Below are 17,804 nucleotides of genomic sequence, written 5' to 3'. Positions count from 1 at the left end.
TCGTTTAACTTGTTCTTTCTTTCATTATGCTATTTAAGTGTTCTAACTAAATAAACTTCTTTACAGAATCCTTTTAATCCATTGTAAACTCTTTGGGCTCTTGAGTATTTTTCACACAAGGCAAATACAGTTGGTCCACTGCCACTCATTAAAGCTGCATCTGCACCAAATTTTAACATTTTGTATTTGATGCGTTCGATATCTGGGTGGCGTGCAATCGTAATGTGTTCCAAAACATTTCCAACATTTTGAATCATTTCTTGATAGTCTTCGTTTTGAATGGCGGCAATCATTTCGTTTGTATTCGGGTGAACCAACTCTTCAAAAGACAGTGCGCTAAAGACCGTCCCTGTAGAAACGCCGACTCTTGGTTTAACTAATACGACCCAGCATTGAGGCATCGTACCTATGTGTTGAATTTGGTCTCCACGTCCTGTTACAAAGGCAGTTCCTCCGTATACGCAAAACGGTACATCAGAACCTACTTTTGCGCCTAAATCCGCTAGTTCATCTAGGCTTAAATTCAGTCCCCATAATCGATTCAATCCTCTTAAAGTCGCTGCGGCATCACTACTTCCACCAGCTAAACCGGCTGCAATAGGAATTTTCTTTTCAATAGTAATCTCTACACCTTTTTTGATTTGGAACGTTTCTTTCATCAATTTGGCTGCTTGAAAAGCATGATTTCGTTTATCTAGAGGCAACACGCCACTTGTTGTGCGAATGATAATTTCGTCTTCTGGTAAGTTTTTTAACGTAATATGATCCGCTAGATCTACTGTAGTCATGACCATTTCTAATTCATGGTACCCGTCCTCTCGTTTATACAAGGCGTCTAGGGTCAAATTTAATTTTGCTGGAGCTTTTTCTATGATTTCCATCTCTTCACCAGTACCTTTTCCTATTTAGTATCTTCAAATATAGTAGCTTAAAAATACTGATTTGAAAAGGGGATTGACTGTTCTTCAAAAAAATGGATAAAAAAAACGAGCCTCATCAGCTCGTGGTGATACTATTTAAGCATACTCGCAACTTTCTTCATTAAAAAATTGAATCTCAACTGATTGAGTCAATACATCCGTATAGCTGTATGATACACGTTCAAATGCATTTTCATCTTGATCTAGATCTACAACAAAAACAGAGGGATACGTTTCACGTAAAATTCCCTTTCGTTCGGTCTTTCTTTTGCGTCCCGTCTGAGCGGTTAACATAATCTTTCTACCTAACTGACAATCCAAGTTCTTTTTGATACTTGCTAACGTAATTGGCATTAGATTCACCTCACTGGTTTTAAGTATACCATAAAATAATAAATTTTACAAGTATACCATATGACAACCATGATAGCAACTAATAAATTTCTCATTTTAATTGCGGTATAATAGGCTTTCTAGCTGTTTTAATTTTTTTATATTTATTTTTTTCTTCATGATTATCTATAAAAAAAAGATTGAAAAGGTATACTTTTCAATCTTCTGTCACTTCATTCCATACATACTCTCCAATTGCATCTGACAAACGACCAAATTCGGCTAAATCAAGTGTTTCACCACGTCGTTTTGGATCAATTTCTGCAACTTCTAACGCTTTTATTAGTTTTTCTTTAATCTCATCTGTTTTTCCATAGCGAGTCAATAAGTTATTCCATAATGTTTTACGACGTTGGACAAAGGCTGCTTTGATAACTTGGAAAAAGATGTTTTCATCCTTAACTTTAACACTGGGTGTTGCTCTTCTTGTTAATTTGATAATAGCTGAGTCCACATTTGGTTGCGGAACAAAAACTGTTTTAGGAACGATAAAAGCAATCTCTGCTTCCATGTAATATTGAATGGCAATTGACAAGGAGCCGTATGCCTTTGTTCCTGGTCGTGCTGTAATGCGCTCTGCTACTTCTTTTTGCATCATAATCACTAGGGCATCAATTCGTACTTCTGATTCTAAGAAATACATAATAATTGGTGTCGTAATATAATAAGGCAAGTTTGCAACAACCATTAAAGGTTCTCCCAAATCAACTTTTGTTGCTAGAACTTCCTTTAAATTCGCTTTTAACACATCACTGTGGATAATCGATATATTGTGATAAGGACTCAATGTGTCCGCTAAAACAGGCAGTAAACGATCGTCAATTTCAAAGGCAACGACTTCTTTACTTGCTCTTGCTAAATGCTCTGTTAAAGCCCCAATTCCTGGTCCTACTTCCACAACATTGACCTCTTTTGTCAAACCTGCGGCAGCGACAATATTCACTAAAATATTAGGATCAATGATAAAATTCTGACCTAAACTTTTCTTTAAAGAGAAACCATGTTTCTCTAAAATTTCTTTTGTTCTAATAGGCGTTGCGATATCTTTACGTTGGGTCATTTTCTTCCTCCAAAATTTGTTTCATGGCTTTGATTACTTCTGTTGGTGTAATTTGAAACATTTGCAACCTTTTTTCCAATTGTTTTCCATTAGTATAACCGATATTTAAATGTTCTCCTAATTTTTCTCGGCGTTTTTTAGAAGAAGTTCCTGCTAATAGTCCTGCATCAATCAAGAGTTCTCTTGGTATCAGTGATTCTTTCTCAACCGTTTCTGTATATACTTTTGAAAGAGCTTCGCGAATAGCTGCTGGTGATGCGTGCTCAATCCCTAAACTACCTTTGCCTTTGGGTTTTGCATCTTCCACTTTTAAAAAAGCATGTTTGACACCGGGGACGTTTCGAGAAATGATTTTTCTGATTTTTTCACCTGGGAAATCTGGATCTGTAAAGACAATTACCCCTCTAGTAGCTTGCGCCTTAGCTATCATTTCAAGAATTTCATCATTAATTGCGGAACCTCTAGTTTCAATTGTATCAGCTTCCAAAGACTCTTGAATACGTCTTGTATCGTCTCTTCCTTCAACAACGATAATTTCTTTAATTTTTTTCATTTAGTTTAACCTAAACAAGCGATTGGCATTCGTTGTCGTTTGTTGCGCCACTTCCTCATAAGAGATATTACGTAATTTGGCAATTTCTTCTGCAACGTATTTCACATATGCAGGTTCGTTACGTTTTCCTCTATATGGAACTGGAGTTAGGTAAGGAGCATCTGTTTCCACTAGTAACTTATCGAATGGAACAGCTTTAGCCACCTCATGAACTTCTACTGCTTTTTTAAAGGTTACAACGCCGCTTAAGGAAATGTGCATTCCTAAATCTAGGAATCGCTCCATCCATAAGGTGTCGCCACTAAAGCTGTGCATAATTCCGCCGATATCTTCAACATGCTCTTCTTTTAAAATTTGGTACGTATCCTCAATTGCATCACGCATATGAATGCTGATTGGTAATTTAAGTTCTTTTGCAATTTGCATTTGTCTTCTAAAGACATCTTTTTGAGTTTGTTTAGGGGAAGTATCCCAATGGTAATCTAAGCCCATTTCACCCATTGCAACTACTTTTGGCAATTGCAATTGTTGAATTAATTTTTCTTCAACTTTATCATTATATAGATAAGCTTCTGTAGGATGCCAGCCAATGATACTGTAAATTTCTGAAAAATCACGACTCAATTCTAATGATTTTTCAATTGTTTTTTCATCAAAGCCGACAATTGCCATGCGCTTCACATCATGAGCAATTGCTCGTTCTACTGCTTCTGCTTCTTCGCCACTAAAAGCTTCATCATTTAGGTGAGTGTGCGTGTCAAATAACATTTTTATATTCTCTCCTTTTAGTTAATTTTAGAGAAACACCCCGCTAAGATGATTAGCAGGGCGCTTCTTTTTTTAGGCTACTTCTGAACCGTTTTCTGCTTCTAATGGGGCTTCAATCACTTGTAATTTCCCATCTTTTTCAGCTGAAAGAATCATTCCTTGGCTGATTTCGCCACGCATTTTACGTGGTTTTAGGTTGGCTACAATTACAACTTTTTTCCCAATTAATTCTTCTGGATTTGGATACCATTCTGCAACTCCTGAAAGAATTTGACGGTGATCCTTATCGCCAGCATCTAATCGGAATTTTAATAATTTGTCAGCACCTTCAACTTTACGACAGTCAATTACTTCTGCGACTTTTAGTTCAACTTTATCAAAGTCTTCGTATTTGATTTCTTTGTCTTTTGCTGAAACCAACTCTGTATTTTCTGGATTCCACATGTTTTCATCTTCCTCCGCTTCGTCTTGATCAGTTGCAGTTTTTCCTAACATTTGCTCTTTAATGTAGGCTACTTCTTCTTCTAAATCTAAGCGAGGGAAAATTGGTGTTCCCTTGGAAACAACTTCAATTCCTACTGGGAATGAACCAAATTGAACCATTTCAAAACTGCCTGCCACGTCCCCTGTCACTCCTAATTGAGTGAAGATTTCTTTTGGTGCGTGAGTTAGGAAGGGTTGTAATAACGTTGCAGCAACACGTAGGCTCTCTGCTAAATGAACCATGACGCTGTTTAAGTCCGCTTGTTTTGTTTCGTCTTTTACTAATTTCCATGGTTCGGTTTCGTCGATGTACTTATTGGCACGAGAAATTAAACGCCATACTTCGCTCAATGCTGTACTAAATTGCATATTGTCCATTTCTTTTTGGTAATTTGTTACCACTTCTTCAGATAATGCTTTTAGGGATGCATCGAATGCTGTCACGTCACCTTGATAAGTTGGAACATTTCCACCACAATATTTATTGATCATTGCAACTGTACGGTTTAATAGGTTGCCTAAGTCGTTAGCTAAGTCATAGTTCACGCGAGAAACGAAATCTTCTGGAGTAAATACGCCATCGCTACCGAATGATACTTCACGCATTAAATAATAACGTAAGGCATCTAACCCAAAGTGTTCTACTAGCATATCTGGATAAACAACGTTTCCTTTGGATTTAGACATTTTGCCGTCTTTCATTAGCAACCAGCCATGTCCGAAAATTTTCTTTGGTAATGGCAATTCTAGTGCCATCAGCATAATTGGCCAATAGATTGTATGGAAGCGAACGATTTCTTTCCCAACCATATGCACATCAGCTGGCCAGTATTTGTCAAATAGTTCTGTGTCTTCGCTGCCGTATCCTAGTGCAGTGATGTAATTTGCCAATGCGTCAATCCAAACGTAAATAACGTGTTTTGGATTACTTGGTACTTTTACGCCCCATGAAAAAGTTGTACGTGAAACAGCTAAGTCTTCTAAACCTGGCTTAATGAAGTTGTTGATCATTTCATTTTTGCGTGATTCTGGTTGGATAAAATCAGGATGTGCTTCGTAATAAGCTAATAAACGATCAGCGTATTTGCTCATTTTAAAGAAATAAGACTCTTCTTTAACCAGTTCAACTTCATGGCCACTAGGCGCTTTTCCGCCGATTACATTGCCATCAGCGTCACGATACACTTCAGCTAGTTGTGTTTCTGTGAAGAATTCTTCATCTGAAACAGAGTACCAACCTACATATTCATCTAAGTAAATATCTCCTTGTGCTAAGAAACGTTCAAAAATATCTGCAACGGCCTTTTCGTGAGCGGGATCAGTTGTACGAATAAATTTATCGTTGGTAATTTCTAATAATTCCCATGTTTTTTTCATGTCTGCTGCCATATCGTCCACGTATTGTTGTGGTGTGATTCCTAATTCTGCAGCTTTGTTTTCAATTTTTTGACCATGTTCGTCGCTGCCTGTTAAATAAAAGACATCGAAGTCCTGCATTCTTTTATAGCGTGCCATCACGTCACAAGCAATGGTTGTGTAGGAGTTTCCAATATGCAATTTACCACTTGGATAGTAGATAGGTGTTGTAATATAAAAAGGTTTTTTTTCAGTCACGTAAAGTGCCTCCTTGATTGATTTTTAAATTTTTCGTCAAAATTCCTATTCTTGGATAGTATAACATAAATTCCATTGACTTAGGGGGATAAGTTGTAAGAAACCTTTAGAATTAAGCTTTTAAATAGAAAAAAAGTTAAGCCTATCCTTTAAAGATAAGCTCAACTTTTAGACTCTTATTTATTTTTTTACAGGCATAAATGGATGTAGCATTGCAGCAAAATTCCCCACTGTTGTTGTTTGCAATACCACATGTCCAGGTCCAGTGACAACTGTGTCAAATAGACCTTCGCCACCGAAAACCATGTTTTTGATTCCTTTAACCGTTTGAGTATCTAATGAACAGCTTTCATCCATCATCGCAACTAATCCTGTATCACAAACCAGGCGCTCTCCTGGAGAAAGGTCATAGCCAATCGCACTTCCATCAATTTCTAAAAAGACCGTTCCTGGTCCTGTAATTTTCTGCATAACAAAACCTTCGCCACCAAATAAACCTGATGATACTTTTTTCTGGAAAAACACACTTAATTCAACGCCCTCTGTCGCTGCAAGAAAAGCCGATTTCTGAGCAACAATACTTTCTCCAGCACCTAATTCTTTTGCTACAATACTTCCTGGAAAGGAAGAAGCAAATGCTATCTTTCCTGCAGAGTTCGCTTTATAGCGACTTAAAAACATACTTTCTCCTGAAAACATTCTGCCTAGCATTTTTTTTGCTCCACCGCCTGTTGTTGTTTCTGTCACAATATCCCCTAACATCCAACTACGGTCGCCATTTTCACTTACCATAACTTCTCCTTGCTCTAATTCACAAATAACGACTGGCAATGTATCGCCTTCAATACTGTATTTCATTTTTAATTCTCTCCTTTTATCTATGTATTTCCCTACCTGATAACAGATCTTATTATAACATTGCACTCCATTAAAATCACATGCATTATTCTAAAATAAATCCTACCTACTGCTTTGATGAACAACTCTTGACAATTTTATAAAGAAATGATTATATTCAATAAAATGCTCTGTAGAAACTTTTGTTACTGATTTTTATGTTATAATCTCTTCTATATACTTACGAGAAAGAAGGGATACGGATGTCTTTAATCGTATTAATCGGTGCTCAAGCTGTCGGGAAAATGACTGTTGGGAAAGAATTAGAAAAACAAATTGAGGCAAAATTATTATTCAATCATCAAACGATTGATTTATTTGCTACTTATTTAGGTTATACCGACGACACGTTTGCTTTATCTTCTAATGTACGAAAAGACCTTTTTAAAGCATTTGTAAAAAACAAAGGGAACAATGCTACAAATTCTATTATTTTTACTGTGTTAATCCAATTTGACCAACCCGATGATATTGATTTTCTAACCGAAATTAGCTCGCTCTTTTTAAATGAAGGGGAGTCGGTTTATTTTGTTGAATTAACTACTGATTTAGACGAGCGGTTAAAACGCAATGTTCATGAAGAACGTCTTCTTGAAAAACCTTCGAAAAGGAATCTTGAATTTTCGAAAAATGAGTTGCTAACGGATATGAAGGAACATCGGATGGTAAGCAATGAAAATGAGTGGAATGAATTGTTTCCCAATGTGCACTCTCTTAAATTAGATAATACTTTTCTTTCCCCTACAGAAACAGCCTCTCAGATTGTAGCTTATTTCCAATTAAAGTAACTGTTAAATAAATACAAATTCCCAAGCTATTCCGATACTTTAATGGAATGGCTTGGGAACTTTTTTATTGCTCATTTTTTTCGCTTGTCACTTTTATTAAACTTACTTCTTTATCAATTGATGACGCATTATTTTTCCCGCAGCATTGCGAGGTAATTCTGATAGTTCATAATATTTTTTTGGCAGTTTATAGGAAGCGAGCTTTTCCTGACAAAACTCTTGAATTTTTGTGAAATCAACGAGTTGATCTTTTTCAAAAACAAGATAGGCAACTGGAATTTGATCCCATATTTGATCTTCTTCCCCTACCACAACGACTTCTTTGATTGCTGGATGTTCCAATAAACAATGCTCGATTTCACTAGGGTAAATATTTTCGCCACCTGAAATAATCAAGTCCTTTAACCGATCTACTACAAAAAGATAGCCTTCATCATCTAAATAACCGATATCCCCTGTTTTAAACCATGAATCTAAGGGGAATTCTGGTTGGTTTAAATAACCTATTGTGATATTGGGCGCTTTTAAGTAAATTTCGCCTTTTTCATAAGGGGCACAAATTTCAGCACCCTCTTTACTAATTTTCAATTCTACTGGAAAAAGTGGCAAACCTGATGAACCGATTTTCGCTGTCGCCACTTGGCTGTTTAACGCGACGACTTGAGAAGCTGTTTCTGTCATACCGTACGATTGGATAACTGGAATTTCTTTTTTGACACATGTTTCGAGTGTTTGGGGATCAATGGGGCCTCCTCCTAATAACATGCATCTAAAATCAGGATGATAATGTGCCTCTTCTAAATCTGCCACTAACCGTTTTAACATGACGGACACAACAGAAATAATTGTACATTCGCCATTTTTTAAATAATGGTTGATTGTTGATGCCTCAAAATGCTCCATTAAGTAGACTGGCATGCCGTAAATCAAGCTTCTCATCATAATTGAAAATCCACTGATATGAAACAAGGGAACTGCACACAACCAACTGTCTTTGTCTGACAACCCTAAATTTAAAGCTGATCCAACTGCACTCCACCAATGATTGTTAAATGTTTGCTGAACACCTTTTGGTCGTCCTGTTGTACCAGAGGTGTACATAATTGTCGTTACTTGATTTAAATCAAAAGTTAAAACTGGTTGAAAATCCATTGGCGTTAGTGTTTCAATTTGACCAAAAGAATAGGTTTGTTCTTTTGGAAAATCTTTAGTTTTAGCGGAGTAAGTTGAATCGTACAATGTCAATTGGCAATTTGCATCTTCTATTTGATAACTAAGTTCACGGGTAGTTAATCTGTTGTTTAAAAAAATAATTGTTGCGCCTAATTGTTGTAAAGCTAAGATTAAGACATAGAAGGTAGCGTTATTTTTACCTAAAATAGCGACCTTTGTCATTTCTTCAATACCTAATGTTTTTAATTTAGCCGCTGTTTGCAAAACGTCTTTTTGTAGTTCACCAAAAGTCAGCGTCTTATTGTCAAAAACAAGGGCTGGTTTATGTGGGGATAATAAGACTCGTTTTGTTAACCAATTTTCCATCATTGTTTCTCCTTTCAAAAAAGAAAACTGTTAGAAATTCAACTCGAATCTTCTAACAGCTTCCTATTTTATTATGAATTGATTGATTTATGGGAATTTAGGGAATTGATCAAAATCAGGATCACGTTTTTCTAGGAATGAATTTTTACCTTCTTTTGCTTCATCAGAAGTATAATATAACAAAGTAGCATCTCCTGCTAATTGTTGAATTCCTGCTAATCCATCTGTATCAGCATTCATTGCTGCTTTAATGAAACGTAAAGCCGTGGGGCTCTTCTTCAACATTTCTCTTGCCCATGCCATTGTTTCTTTTTCAACTTCGGCAACAGGTACAACTGTGTTGATCCAGCCCATTTCCAATGCTTCGTCTGCTGTGTATTGACGGCACATAAACCAGACTTCTTTCGCTTTTTTATGTCCAATCACGCGTGCTAAATAGCCAGAACCGTACCCTGCATCAAAACTTCCAACGTTAGGCCCTGTTTGTCCAAACTTAGCGTTGTCTCCAGCAATTGTTAAGTCACAAACAAGTTGTAAAACATTCCCACCACCGATTGACCAGCCTTTAACCATTGCAACCACTGGTTTTGGAATAATACGAATTAAGCGTTGTAGGTCTAATACATTTAGACGTGGAATTTCATCTTCGCCAACGTAGCCACCATTTCCACGAACACTTTGATCGCCGCCTGAACAGAATGCATTGTCTCCTGCGCCTGTTAAAATAATTACGCCGATATCAGAATCTTCACGACTGATTGTAAAGGCGTCAATCATTTCAGAAACTGTTTTTGGGGTAAATGCGTTATGCACTTGTGGACGATTGATTGTGATTTTTGCAATATGATCTGTTTTTTCGAATAATATTTCGCTATATTCTTTAATTGTCTTCCAATTTTCTACCATAATTTGGTGACACTTCCTTTTCCTTTAATAACATCTTCCTATCTAGTTTAACTGATTATTGACGAAAAAACACGATAAATGATTGTTTTTTTAGATTTTCATTCGTTTAATTTCGTAAAATTGATTATAATGAAGACAAATCATTTTTACAAAAGGAGACTCACCATGAATTTATTAACAGCATTAGGTATCGTCACTAAAAGGGCGAATCAAGAAGAAGTTCAATTGACTCTCGAAATTACAGAACAGCACCAACAGCCATTTGGTCTCATGCATGGTGGCATATCTGGTATTTTAATTGAAACGGCTGCAAGTATTGGTGCAAATACTTATTTAGATACTACTCAAGAAGTCGCGGTGGGGCTGGAGCTTAACCTCAATCATTTGGCTAGTTTCCAAAAAGGACACTTGATTGTGACCGCTACACCGATTCATACTGGAAAGCAAACTCATGTGTGGCAAGCGGTTGTTTCTACCGATACAGGTAAGAAAATTAGCGTTGGGCGCTGTACGTTGATGATTCAAAGACTTGGCTAAAAAAATTTTAATGGGGATTAAATTCAGTTAGAAGGCGTTCCTTTGTTTTAGATAAAATAATTTTGAGAATGAATGTAGTTTTAGTGTTGTTCTACAAACTATCTAGCTAGTCGTAAAATAAAAAAGCACCTTCTTTGGGAGGTGCTTTACATAATCCCCATTAACCCAAGGTCCCCGTCCCCCAATCGTTTTCCAACCAAAGATTGTGAAAACCCATTGGTCTAGTTTAAGAACGTTGAGAAATCAGGATTTAGGGTTAGCTACTTCTTGTGAAAATTAGAAGAAATTTTCTTAATTAAATAACAGTTTATTGTCTATTTTTGAATACTTAAATTTTTAGCTATAACCCATCCTCCTAAGCCATAAGATGGTGATAAAATGAAATAAGAAAAGTTCTCTGATTTTAATTTATCTGAAAGTTCATCAATTTTTTTGTAGCTCATAGGCCATGAATTTTCTTTCCCCTTATTTAGTATGTCTATGTTTCCTTCAATAAAATCGTCTAAAGGTGCTTCAAATAAATCAAGGATCACACTACCAAATAATTGGTCTTCAAAAAAATAAGCAAAAACCTCACTAAAAATAACCACAACTTGTTCTCCTGATTCAGTTTTAGTTGTCATTTTAATTATTTTGTCCGTTAAACTCACTTCATAAGATATTATTTCATTGTCATGTAACATAATTATTTCCTCACTTTATTTAGTATTTAGATTCTGATTGTCTAGGTTTAGGATTTGTCCAATCCCATTTATGTCTATGAGGAAAGGTATGAGACCCATCGTCAGAATGATTGTAATCTATATCTTCTATTACTTTTCCATCTTCACCATAATATCTTCTTTGTTTTATACTTCCATCTGGATTTAATAAATCTTTTGAAGAATTTGGTTCACCTTCAGACCCTAATCTAGCTTTCTTTTTATCATATGCTTGTTGAGTATGTTTCTTTGCAGGTTTTCCATCTTCAATAGATTTTTTAAAATCACTTTGATCTTTTATTTTAGAATTTTGCATTTGCTGAATGTTATCCATGCCGTTCTGAATCGTGTTACTAAACACAAGCCCACCGTGAGCCAGTGCTCCAGCTCCGACTGTGGCGCCTGCGCCAGCAATTGCTCCAGCTCCAGGTGCAAGAGCTCCACCACTCATAACAGTTGCTCCAGCCATTCCTTGTAGACCTTTAATCACCATATTAGCACCTTGATACATTTCTGTTAACGATTGAATCCCCGTTAACCCTGTTCCAAATAGCTTTCCATAGTTATAATTTTGATTGTTTTGAAAATTTCGATTTGCCTTCTTTGCTTTTTTACCTAGATTATTTTCTACAACTGCGATTCCAGCGCCTTGTAAAAAATCGAGTGTTCCAGACATTGTTTTTTTCCACCAGGGAACTTTAGCTTTTTTCTTCTTCGGTTTTTCTTTCTTAGCTTGTTCTTTCTGTCGATCCTCCCAAGCTTGATCAATAGTTTGCGCCCAGTCCATATTGAGACCAGCTGTCGAAAAGGTGCCAGTGGTTCCATTCCAGGCTTTGCCTTCGGCAATTAAAGCCACTCCTCGTTCAAGGTTCTGTAACTGCTGTTCAAGTTCCTCGAAAATGGAGGCTGACTTATGATTGAATTCTCTTAGTTGAGTCAATTTTCTTGCTGTTTTCCCTTTGGCTTCTTGTAAATTATCGATGATATTTTGGGTGAAAACCTTTGGAATTGCGATTGAATTTAAGGCTGTAGACATGGAATCTAAACGCGACATTTGAGAAACAAGGATGTCTTCCTGTAGATCATTGACGTCTACGTTTGATTTGTAATCGGTGATCAGTTTTTCGTTCGCACGAATCGCCGTCTCACAAACTAAAATAAAACCGCGTGTTGCTGGCAGATAAGCTGTTTTAAAATAGTTTTTTGCAGAATCATATGTATTTCCCTGCAGGGAAGGCTCTAAAATGATTTTACTCAAAACGGTTTGTATTTTCGTCATTCCATTCATAATGTTCGTACAATAGCTTTTAATGGAGCTGGTTTGTGTATTCACTTCGCCGACAAACATCTTAATTCCCATGTGTTTGCTCCTTTCGGCTTAGCGTTAATTTTTGATAATAGAGTTCATCCTCTTTATCTCTTAAGGTCTTTTTCTTTTTTTGGAGTTCTTCGTAATCCTGCTCACTATCATGGAGATAGCGTTTTTGTTGGTGGAGCGTTTCTTGTTGCAAGTTTGCGATTTGCCCGCTCATTTCTCCTTCTCTCCAAGTCTCACGCATTTCATTAAAAAGGTGTTGGACTCTTTGGAAAATACTCTGAACGTCCCCTGTGTTCTGTTCTAATTTGCGGATAGCGGTTTCTGTTTGATAGCAATCCTCCGTTACATTTCTTAACTGTTCTTGTAGTCCTTCAATCGTTGGCTGTGGTTCCAATCCTCATTCCTCCAAACGTTAGTTTAAGTTAAATAAGGATTTTGCCAGTGTTTGATCCGTTGCTTCAAAATCCATTGCAACACTTTGGATGTTTTGACTATCACGCTGTAAGGCACCTAAAAAGCTCGTTAACAATGATTTTGTTTGGTCAATAGTAAGACCGGCTTTTTGGTTGCCTAATATAGTCGTAGCGGAAGCTTTTGAAATCGAACCTGATTGAAAGAAAGTCTGTGTAGCGTTGGAGAGCTCTATTGCTAGAGAACGCGCTTGATTTAAATCGCTTTTTATAACTCCCATTTAAAAAATCCCCTTTAGTTTAATAATAGAGCATTTGATTTTAAAAAATACAAACGTTCTTTAATATTAAAACATAGATTTCTAAAAAAGAAAATAGTAAACGCAATCATTATTTGAAATCCTATCTGTAAGGATTGTTGATTTTAAATCTAACCATTCAGAATAGGGGGATGTAGCATTTCATCCATTTATTTGAGTTTTTTATTTTTTAATTTATCCTTCTATAATACTGCTTTAAATGTGTAATCCATATAGCCTGAATAAATGGCGTAGGAATTTTCTGTTTCATGCTTACGTACTAGCAACATATATTCTAGTAATTCTTCATAACTTACTGCTATTTTTTCTTCTTTCTTATGTTGAATCAAAAATTCAAGCATTGCTTTTGAATAATCGAAAAAATTAAAATAAACTTCCTTAAATGGTGTACTCATCGCGGCACGATCTTCTCCTATGCCCTGACAAATACCTGATAAATCTGTTTTTTGCATTTGAGTATCTAAATTAGCATGAAATAGAAATAAACATTCTTTTCGATATTCAATCAAGTAGTCCTTCTCAGAAGCCCTTAGTGTATGTTCATTTGAGTAAATGTAATATTCATTTACCCAATAATCAATAAACTCTAAATCGTGTTTTTTTAAGTAGTCGTAGATTTTCTGATTCATTTCTACCATCACCCTTCCCCATTTTGCTATTATTACAAGTAACTAATTTTATACTTTTTTTGTTACTTTACCATAAATCTTTACAATTTTAAAAAGAATTCAATAGCAAAAAGTCATCCTATTATTGATTTCGCCATTCTTTTGTAACATTCACATCCTATACTCTTTTTAACAACTACAAAAGAAGTGGGGAATCTTATTTATGGCACCTTTAAGTATCACGAAAAAAAAATTCTTACCGATTATTTTCCTTGTATTATCTCTCTTACTCTGTCTATCTTTCGTTCTAAATAACACACAAAAAAAGGAAGTACCACTCACACAACATGACTATTCAACAGCTTATCAACAAAAATTCATTGATGAAATAGTTTTGGAAGCCCAAGCTCTTCAACAGCAAACAAACTTATTTGCAAGTATCACAATTGCTCAAGCAATTTTAGAATCTGACTGGGGACGAAGTGATTTGGCAGTTGATTCTCATAATCTATTTGGAATCAAAGGAAGTTTCAACGATCAATCTAGCACTCTTCCAACTGATGAATTTGAAAATGGAGAACGTATTACAATTGAGGCTAGCTTTAAAAAATATGACACTATCCAAGAATCCATGGTGGATCACATTGATTTTCTAAATGGCGGAACGTATGAAGCTGTTAAAACTAGTACGGATTACAAAGAAGCAGCTTACGCCTTACAAAATGGTGGCTATGCCACTGACCCTCATTATGCAGAAAAATTAATCGAACTGATTGAGCAGTTTAAGTTAAATAAATATGACCAACAAAGGAGTTTATCATGAACAAACGAACTACTATCAAAAAAAGACGTCGTCAATTTCTGTTTGGAAGCATTATTATTTTAGCAATTGCTCTAACGAGTTGTGCTGTTTATGGCGCTAAGTTATTAACCCAAACGAAGCAAACTATTGATCATTCTTTTCAGCAATTAAAAAGAGATGAAGGAACTAAAAAATCACTTTCAAAGAAAGATCCATTCTCTGTTTTATTGATGGGAATTGATGATACGAGTGAACGTAATTTAGGCAGTTCTCGGACAGACGCTCTAATTTATTTGACTATAAATCCTAAAAATCATACGGTTGATATGGTCAGTATTCCTCGTGATACCTATACAACAATAAAAACAAAGCAAACTACTTATCAAACAAGAATCAACGCTGCCTACGCTTATGGACAAGAGGAAATCACGGTTCCAACAGTGGAGAAGCTGTTAAATGCTCCCGTTGATTATTATGCTACCTTCAATTTTAATTCATTTCTTGAAATCGTTGATCAATTGGGCGGTATTGAGGTTGATGTTCCCGTTACTTTTACGGACACCAATACTCTTGGAAATGGTGAAGTTCATTTAAAAAAAGGAAAACAGCATTTGACTGGTGAAGAGGCATTAGCACTGGCAAGAACTAGACATATCGATAATGACGTCAAGCGTGGCGAACGCCAGCAACTTGTTCTTGAAGCTATCGCAAAAAAAGCAATGGACACTGGATCAATTAAGCAATATTCAAGTATTTTAAACGTTATTGGCAAAAACATGAAAACTGATTTAACATTTAACGATATCCTTGATTTAGGGAAAACTGCCTTAGGGAAACCTTATCATTTTACTTCTTATGTCTTTGACTGGGGAGATGTTACAATAGATGGTGCAAGTATGGTGGAGTTATTTCCAGACAGTCTTGATTTTATCAGCCATCGTTTGAGAGTTTCTTTAAAATTAGATGATGTTGATGAGCGTGATAAAAAAGAGTATCAGTTTACAAGTACTAAGGAAAGCCAGTATAATTAAGGAAAGAATGGAATCCATTAATTGGATTCTATCTTTTTTTGAAAGGAAGTTACTCAATGAATATTTTAATTGCCGATGATAGTCCAGAAATTGTCCATATTGTCAGTGCTTATTTAAAAAAAGATGGTTTCACTGTATTTATAGCATCCAACGGTGAAGAAGCCCTAGATATTTTTTATCAAAAAAAAATTGATTTAGCCATTATTGATTGGATGATGCCTAAAATAGATGGCATCGAAGTCACCAAAACGATTAAAGCAGAAAGTCCTGTAAAAGTGCTGATGTTGACTGCAAAAAATACAGGTGCTGACGAGTTTCTTTCATTAACAAGTGGCGCCGATGACTACATCACGAAGCCCTTCCATCCGCAAGTCTTAATGTTGCGCATCAAAAAATTATTAGGTTTGGCTCAAACAATTCTCATTCAAGATTTGATGATTGATCCTACCAATATGAAAGTCTGGAAAAAAGATGAAACCATCGATTTAACGAAAAAAGAGTTTGAATTATTGATGATGCTTTTTAAAAATCGTGGCACTATTTTAACCAGAGAACAATTGTTAATTGGCGTGTGGGGAATGGAATATGATGGCGTTGAACGAACTGTCGACACTCACATCAGACGACTCCGGGAAAAAGTCGGACCCTCTATCGTCCATACAAAACGAGGAGTGGGATATACCATTGAAAATGAAATCTAAAAAAATAAGTACTACGTTAACCGTGACTCTATCGTCGATTTTAATTGCTAGTTTTATTTTAATGTTTCTTCTCAACACCTTGATTTTGCCTCATTACTATTTTTCAAAAATGGAAGATAAAGTAAGTCAGGTGATGACATCTATTAAAGCCTTACCTGATACAAAAAGAACAACAGATGCATTAAATCAGTTAGAAAATACCCAACAAGTAACTATTTTAAAGTTAAAAAATGACCCTGCCAACATTGATGATTTTAATGAAGCTTTAAATACACAACTTAATCGCAAAAGAGTTGCCTTAAATCGGTTTTGGATTACTGAAGAAACTTTAACTCAACTTCAAAAAAGCCCTTCATCTATCCAGCGAATCTTCGATCAAGGAAAACAAAAATCAAGCTTCTTAGTAGAGATGGCAATGATGAAGGACACTTTTTATCTCGTTGGCGTTTCAACAGTGGATTTTACAGAAACCGTTGAAATTATTAATACCTTCAATTTAATCTCTTTAAGCGTGACCTTGCTTATTATTATTGTCTTAATTTATTTTTCTGCAAAAAAAATAACTGATCCTTTAGTTAATTTAAAAACCATTGCTGAAGAAATTTCTACGTTAACCTTTGTCACAACGACAGATATCCCTAGCAATGAAATTGGTGAATTAGCCATCAGCATCAATAAAATGAGTCACGCACTTGCACGTTACCAACAAAATTTATTAGCTACTAATAAACAATTAAAGCAATTTACAGCGGATTTGACCCATGAACTAAAAACTCCGATTGCAGTGATTAAAGCCTATGGTTCAGGAATTGAAGACGGTTTAGATGATGGGACCTATCTCAGCGTTATCTTGCAACAAACCCAACGTCTAAATGAAATCGTAGACCAAATGTTAACCTATGCCAAGCTTGAATCCCAGCCTCTTCAAAAAAATTCCCTTCAGCTAAGTGAGTGTTGGAATCAAAGTGCTATGGCGTTAACTCCGATGATGAAAAAAGAGCATATCTTATTATTAGAAGCCAAAACGGATCAACCCTTATCTACTATTGAAGCTGATCCAACACTTATTAAACGTGTTTTCGATAACCTTCTAACAAATAGTATTAAATACACAACCGATAAGGAAATCCAAGTAACTTGGCGAGAAACTGCTACATTGATTGAATTTTCTATTAGCAATCAAACAAACTTACCGACTGGATTCGATGTAGATAAACTTTGGGAAGCTTTTTACGTTTATGAAAAGTCTCGAAACAAAGATTTATCAGGGACGGGGTTAGGGTTGCCGATTATCAAATCAATTATGGAAGAACATGGATTCAGTATTGAAGCAAAATTAGTTCATCATTTGTTAGTATTTACGTTGACTTTTCATAAAAATGAAACAAAAAACAGTTAATTTTATAGCTAAAAAATAATGTGAACCCTCATTTTTAATAAAAAGAGAGCTCACAT

The 17,804-nt window shown here is 35.7% G+C and carries 20 protein-coding genes; 6 read left to right on the top strand and 14 right to left on the bottom strand.

All coding sequences use genetic code 11. The features are described 5' to 3' along the window. Positions 1-29: 29 nt before the first annotated feature. The 7 genes from ispE to AC07SW_RS11980 form a co-directional block, all read right to left on the bottom strand. Entirely contained in the window at positions 30-881 is an 852-nt protein-coding gene (ispE, locus tag AC07SW_RS12010) for a 4-(cytidine 5'-diphospho)-2-C-methyl-D-erythritol kinase (protein WP_135023471.1), read from the bottom strand. 135 nt (positions 882-1,016) lie between these two features. Continuing rightward, positions 1,017-1,274 (bottom strand): Veg family protein, encoded by a 258-nt coding sequence (locus tag AC07SW_RS12005; RefSeq protein WP_034573202.1) that lies wholly within the window; start codon positions 1,272-1,274, stop codon positions 1,017-1,019. Positions 1,275-1,470: 196 nt separating this feature from the next. After that, positions 1,471-2,373, bottom strand: coding sequence for a 16S rRNA (adenine(1518)-N(6)/adenine(1519)-N(6))-dimethyltransferase RsmA (gene rsmA / locus AC07SW_RS12000; protein ID WP_135023469.1), 903 nt, complete (start codon positions 2,371-2,373; stop codon positions 1,471-1,473). Beyond that, entirely contained in the window at positions 2,360-2,926 is a 567-nt protein-coding gene (gene rnmV / locus AC07SW_RS11995; protein ID WP_135023467.1) for a ribonuclease M5, read from the bottom strand. Before rnmV ends, rsmA begins: the two co-directional genes overlap by 14 nt. After that, positions 2,927-3,694: a TatD family hydrolase gene (locus AC07SW_RS11990; protein ID WP_034573196.1), complete on the bottom strand. Its 768-nt coding sequence runs from the start codon at positions 3,692-3,694 to the stop codon at positions 2,927-2,929. It abuts the gene before it with no gap. A gap of 72 nt (positions 3,695-3,766) precedes the next feature. Continuing rightward, on the bottom strand, positions 3,767-5,791 hold the full coding sequence (gene metG, locus AC07SW_RS11985; protein WP_494632961.1) for a methionine--tRNA ligase: 2,025 nt from the start codon (positions 5,789-5,791) through the stop codon (positions 3,767-3,769). A gap of 180 nt (positions 5,792-5,971) precedes the next feature. Beyond that, a complete protein-coding gene (locus AC07SW_RS11980; protein WP_119907222.1) occupies positions 5,972-6,649 on the bottom strand; it encodes a TIGR00266 family protein in 678 nt (225 codons plus the stop codon). Between the two features lie 242 nt (positions 6,650-6,891). On the opposite strand from AC07SW_RS11980, the gene AC07SW_RS11975 reads away from it, so the two are divergent. After that, entirely contained in the window at positions 6,892-7,476 is a 585-nt protein-coding gene (locus AC07SW_RS11975; RefSeq protein WP_034573190.1) for a DEAD/DEAH box helicase family protein, read from the top strand. A gap of 102 nt (positions 7,477-7,578) precedes the next feature. Here AC07SW_RS11975 and AC07SW_RS11970 read toward each other — a convergent pair whose 3' ends face one another. Continuing rightward, complete coding sequence (locus AC07SW_RS11970) at positions 7,579-9,015, bottom strand: o-succinylbenzoate--CoA ligase (RefSeq protein WP_135023463.1); 1,437 nt, start codon at positions 9,013-9,015, stop codon at positions 7,579-7,581. A gap of 87 nt (positions 9,016-9,102) precedes the next feature. Beyond that, the gene (gene menB, locus AC07SW_RS11965) at positions 9,103-9,921 is read right to left on the bottom strand and encodes a 1,4-dihydroxy-2-naphthoyl-CoA synthase (RefSeq protein WP_034573186.1); all 819 of its coding nucleotides are present in this window, start codon (positions 9,919-9,921) and stop codon (positions 9,103-9,105) included. 129 nt (positions 9,922-10,050) lie between these two features. Between menB and AC07SW_RS11960 the strand changes: the two genes are divergently transcribed. Continuing rightward, positions 10,051-10,458 (top strand): PaaI family thioesterase, encoded by a 408-nt coding sequence (locus AC07SW_RS11960; protein WP_311918569.1) that lies wholly within the window; start codon positions 10,051-10,053, stop codon positions 10,456-10,458. Between the two features lie 314 nt (positions 10,459-10,772). On the opposite strand, the gene AC07SW_RS11955 is transcribed toward AC07SW_RS11960, so the two are convergent. The 5 genes from AC07SW_RS11955 to AC07SW_RS11935 form a co-directional block, all read right to left on the bottom strand. Continuing rightward, positions 10,773-11,141, bottom strand: coding sequence for a hypothetical protein (locus AC07SW_RS11955; protein ID WP_119907225.1), 369 nt, complete (start codon positions 11,139-11,141; stop codon positions 10,773-10,775). Between the two features lie 19 nt (positions 11,142-11,160). Beyond that, a complete protein-coding gene (locus AC07SW_RS11950; protein WP_494632960.1) occupies positions 11,161-12,519 on the bottom strand; it encodes a T7SS effector LXG polymorphic toxin in 1,359 nt (452 codons plus the stop codon). Next, complete coding sequence (locus AC07SW_RS11945) at positions 12,509-12,871, bottom strand: DUF3958 family protein (protein ID WP_135023459.1); 363 nt, start codon at positions 12,869-12,871, stop codon at positions 12,509-12,511. The genes AC07SW_RS11950 and AC07SW_RS11945 overlap by 11 nt, the downstream gene beginning before the upstream one ends. An 18-nt stretch (positions 12,872-12,889) precedes the next feature. Beyond that, positions 12,890-13,168 carry a TIGR04197 family type VII secretion effector gene (locus AC07SW_RS11940; protein WP_135023457.1) on the bottom strand — a complete coding sequence of 93 codons (279 nt, stop codon included), beginning with the start codon at positions 13,166-13,168 and terminating at the stop codon, positions 12,890-12,892. Between the two features lie 221 nt (positions 13,169-13,389). Beyond that, a complete protein-coding gene (locus AC07SW_RS11935) occupies positions 13,390-13,845 on the bottom strand; it encodes a hypothetical protein (RefSeq protein WP_051915724.1) in 456 nt (151 codons plus the stop codon). A 193-nt stretch (positions 13,846-14,038) separates the two neighbouring features. Between AC07SW_RS11935 and AC07SW_RS11930 the strand changes: the two genes are divergently transcribed. The 4 genes from AC07SW_RS11930 to AC07SW_RS11915 are packed head-to-tail and all read left to right on the top strand — an operon-like array spanning position 14,039 to position 17,748. Continuing rightward, positions 14,039-14,638 (top strand): glycoside hydrolase family 73 protein, encoded by a 600-nt coding sequence (locus AC07SW_RS11930; protein WP_034573176.1) that lies wholly within the window; start codon positions 14,039-14,041, stop codon positions 14,636-14,638. Continuing rightward, positions 14,635-15,648 carry an LCP family protein gene (locus AC07SW_RS11925; protein WP_135017992.1) on the top strand — a complete coding sequence of 338 codons (1,014 nt, stop codon included), beginning with the start codon at positions 14,635-14,637 and terminating at the stop codon, positions 15,646-15,648. The genes AC07SW_RS11930 and AC07SW_RS11925 overlap by 4 nt, the downstream gene beginning before the upstream one ends. Positions 15,649-15,704: 56 nt before the next feature. Further along, positions 15,705-16,349, top strand: coding sequence for a response regulator transcription factor (locus tag AC07SW_RS11920; protein WP_494632957.1), 645 nt, complete (start codon positions 15,705-15,707; stop codon positions 16,347-16,349). Further along, a complete protein-coding gene (locus tag AC07SW_RS11915) occupies positions 16,339-17,748 on the top strand; it encodes a sensor histidine kinase (protein ID WP_236707195.1) in 1,410 nt (469 codons plus the stop codon). The genes AC07SW_RS11920 and AC07SW_RS11915 overlap by 11 nt, the downstream gene beginning before the upstream one ends. Positions 17,749-17,804 lie beyond the last annotated feature (56 nt).

It is taken from the genome of Carnobacterium sp. GW821-FHT04C06 (genome assembly GCF_059420345.1).
The sequence above is the reverse complement of the archived record's forward strand: the minus strand, read 5'-3'. Positions and strand labels throughout refer to the sequence as shown.

What these genes read in the sequence shown, in the direction of transcription:
- ispE (WP_135023471.1), bottom strand. Translation starts at nt 881, where the DNA reads ATGGAAATCATAGAAAAAGCTCCAGCAAAATTAAATTTGACCCTAGAC.
- AC07SW_RS12005 (WP_034573202.1), bottom strand. Translation starts at nt 1,274, where the DNA reads ATGCCAATTACGTTAGCAAGTATCAAAAAGAACTTGGATTGTCAGTTA.
- rsmA (WP_135023469.1), bottom strand. Translation starts at nt 2,373, where the DNA reads ATGACCCAACGTAAAGATATCGCAACGCCTATTAGAACAAAAGAAATT.
- rnmV (WP_135023467.1), bottom strand. Translation starts at nt 2,926, where the DNA reads ATGAAAAAAATTAAAGAAATTATCGTTGTTGAAGGAAGAGACGATACA.
- AC07SW_RS11990 (WP_034573196.1), bottom strand. Translation starts at nt 3,694, where the DNA reads ATGTTATTTGACACGCACACTCACCTAAATGATGAAGCTTTTAGTGGC.
- AC07SW_RS11980 (WP_119907222.1), bottom strand. Translation starts at nt 6,649, where the DNA reads ATGAAATACAGTATTGAAGGCGATACATTGCCAGTCGTTATTTGTGAA.
- AC07SW_RS11975 (WP_034573190.1), top strand. Translation starts at nt 6,892, where the DNA reads ATGTCTTTAATCGTATTAATCGGTGCTCAAGCTGTCGGGAAAATGACT.
- AC07SW_RS11970 (WP_135023463.1), bottom strand. Translation starts at nt 9,015, where the DNA reads ATGGAAAATTGGTTAACAAAACGAGTCTTATTATCCCCACATAAACCA.
- menB (WP_034573186.1), bottom strand. Translation starts at nt 9,921, where the DNA reads ATGGTAGAAAATTGGAAGACAATTAAAGAATATAGCGAAATATTATTC.
- AC07SW_RS11960 (WP_311918569.1), top strand. Translation starts at nt 10,051, where the DNA reads ATGAAGACAAATCATTTTTACAAAAGGAGACTCACCATGAATTTATTA.
- AC07SW_RS11955 (WP_119907225.1), bottom strand. Translation starts at nt 11,141, where the DNA reads ATGTTACATGACAATGAAATAATATCTTATGAAGTGAGTTTAACGGAC.
- AC07SW_RS11950 (WP_494632960.1), bottom strand. Translation starts at nt 12,519, where the DNA reads ATGGGAATTAAGATGTTTGTCGGCGAAGTGAATACACAAACCAGCTCC.
- AC07SW_RS11940 (WP_135023457.1), bottom strand. Translation starts at nt 13,168, where the DNA reads ATGGGAGTTATAAAAAGCGATTTAAATCAAGCGCGTTCTCTAGCAATA.
- AC07SW_RS11935 (WP_051915724.1), bottom strand. Translation starts at nt 13,845, where the DNA reads ATGGTAGAAATGAATCAGAAAATCTACGACTACTTAAAAAAACACGAT.
- AC07SW_RS11930 (WP_034573176.1), top strand. Translation starts at nt 14,039, where the DNA reads ATGGCACCTTTAAGTATCACGAAAAAAAAATTCTTACCGATTATTTTC.
- AC07SW_RS11925 (WP_135017992.1), top strand. Translation starts at nt 14,635, where the DNA reads ATGAACAAACGAACTACTATCAAAAAAAGACGTCGTCAATTTCTGTTT.
- AC07SW_RS11920 (WP_494632957.1), top strand. Translation starts at nt 15,705, where the DNA reads ATGAATATTTTAATTGCCGATGATAGTCCAGAAATTGTCCATATTGTC.
- AC07SW_RS11915 (WP_236707195.1), top strand. Translation starts at nt 16,339, where the DNA reads ATGAAATCTAAAAAAATAAGTACTACGTTAACCGTGACTCTATCGTCG.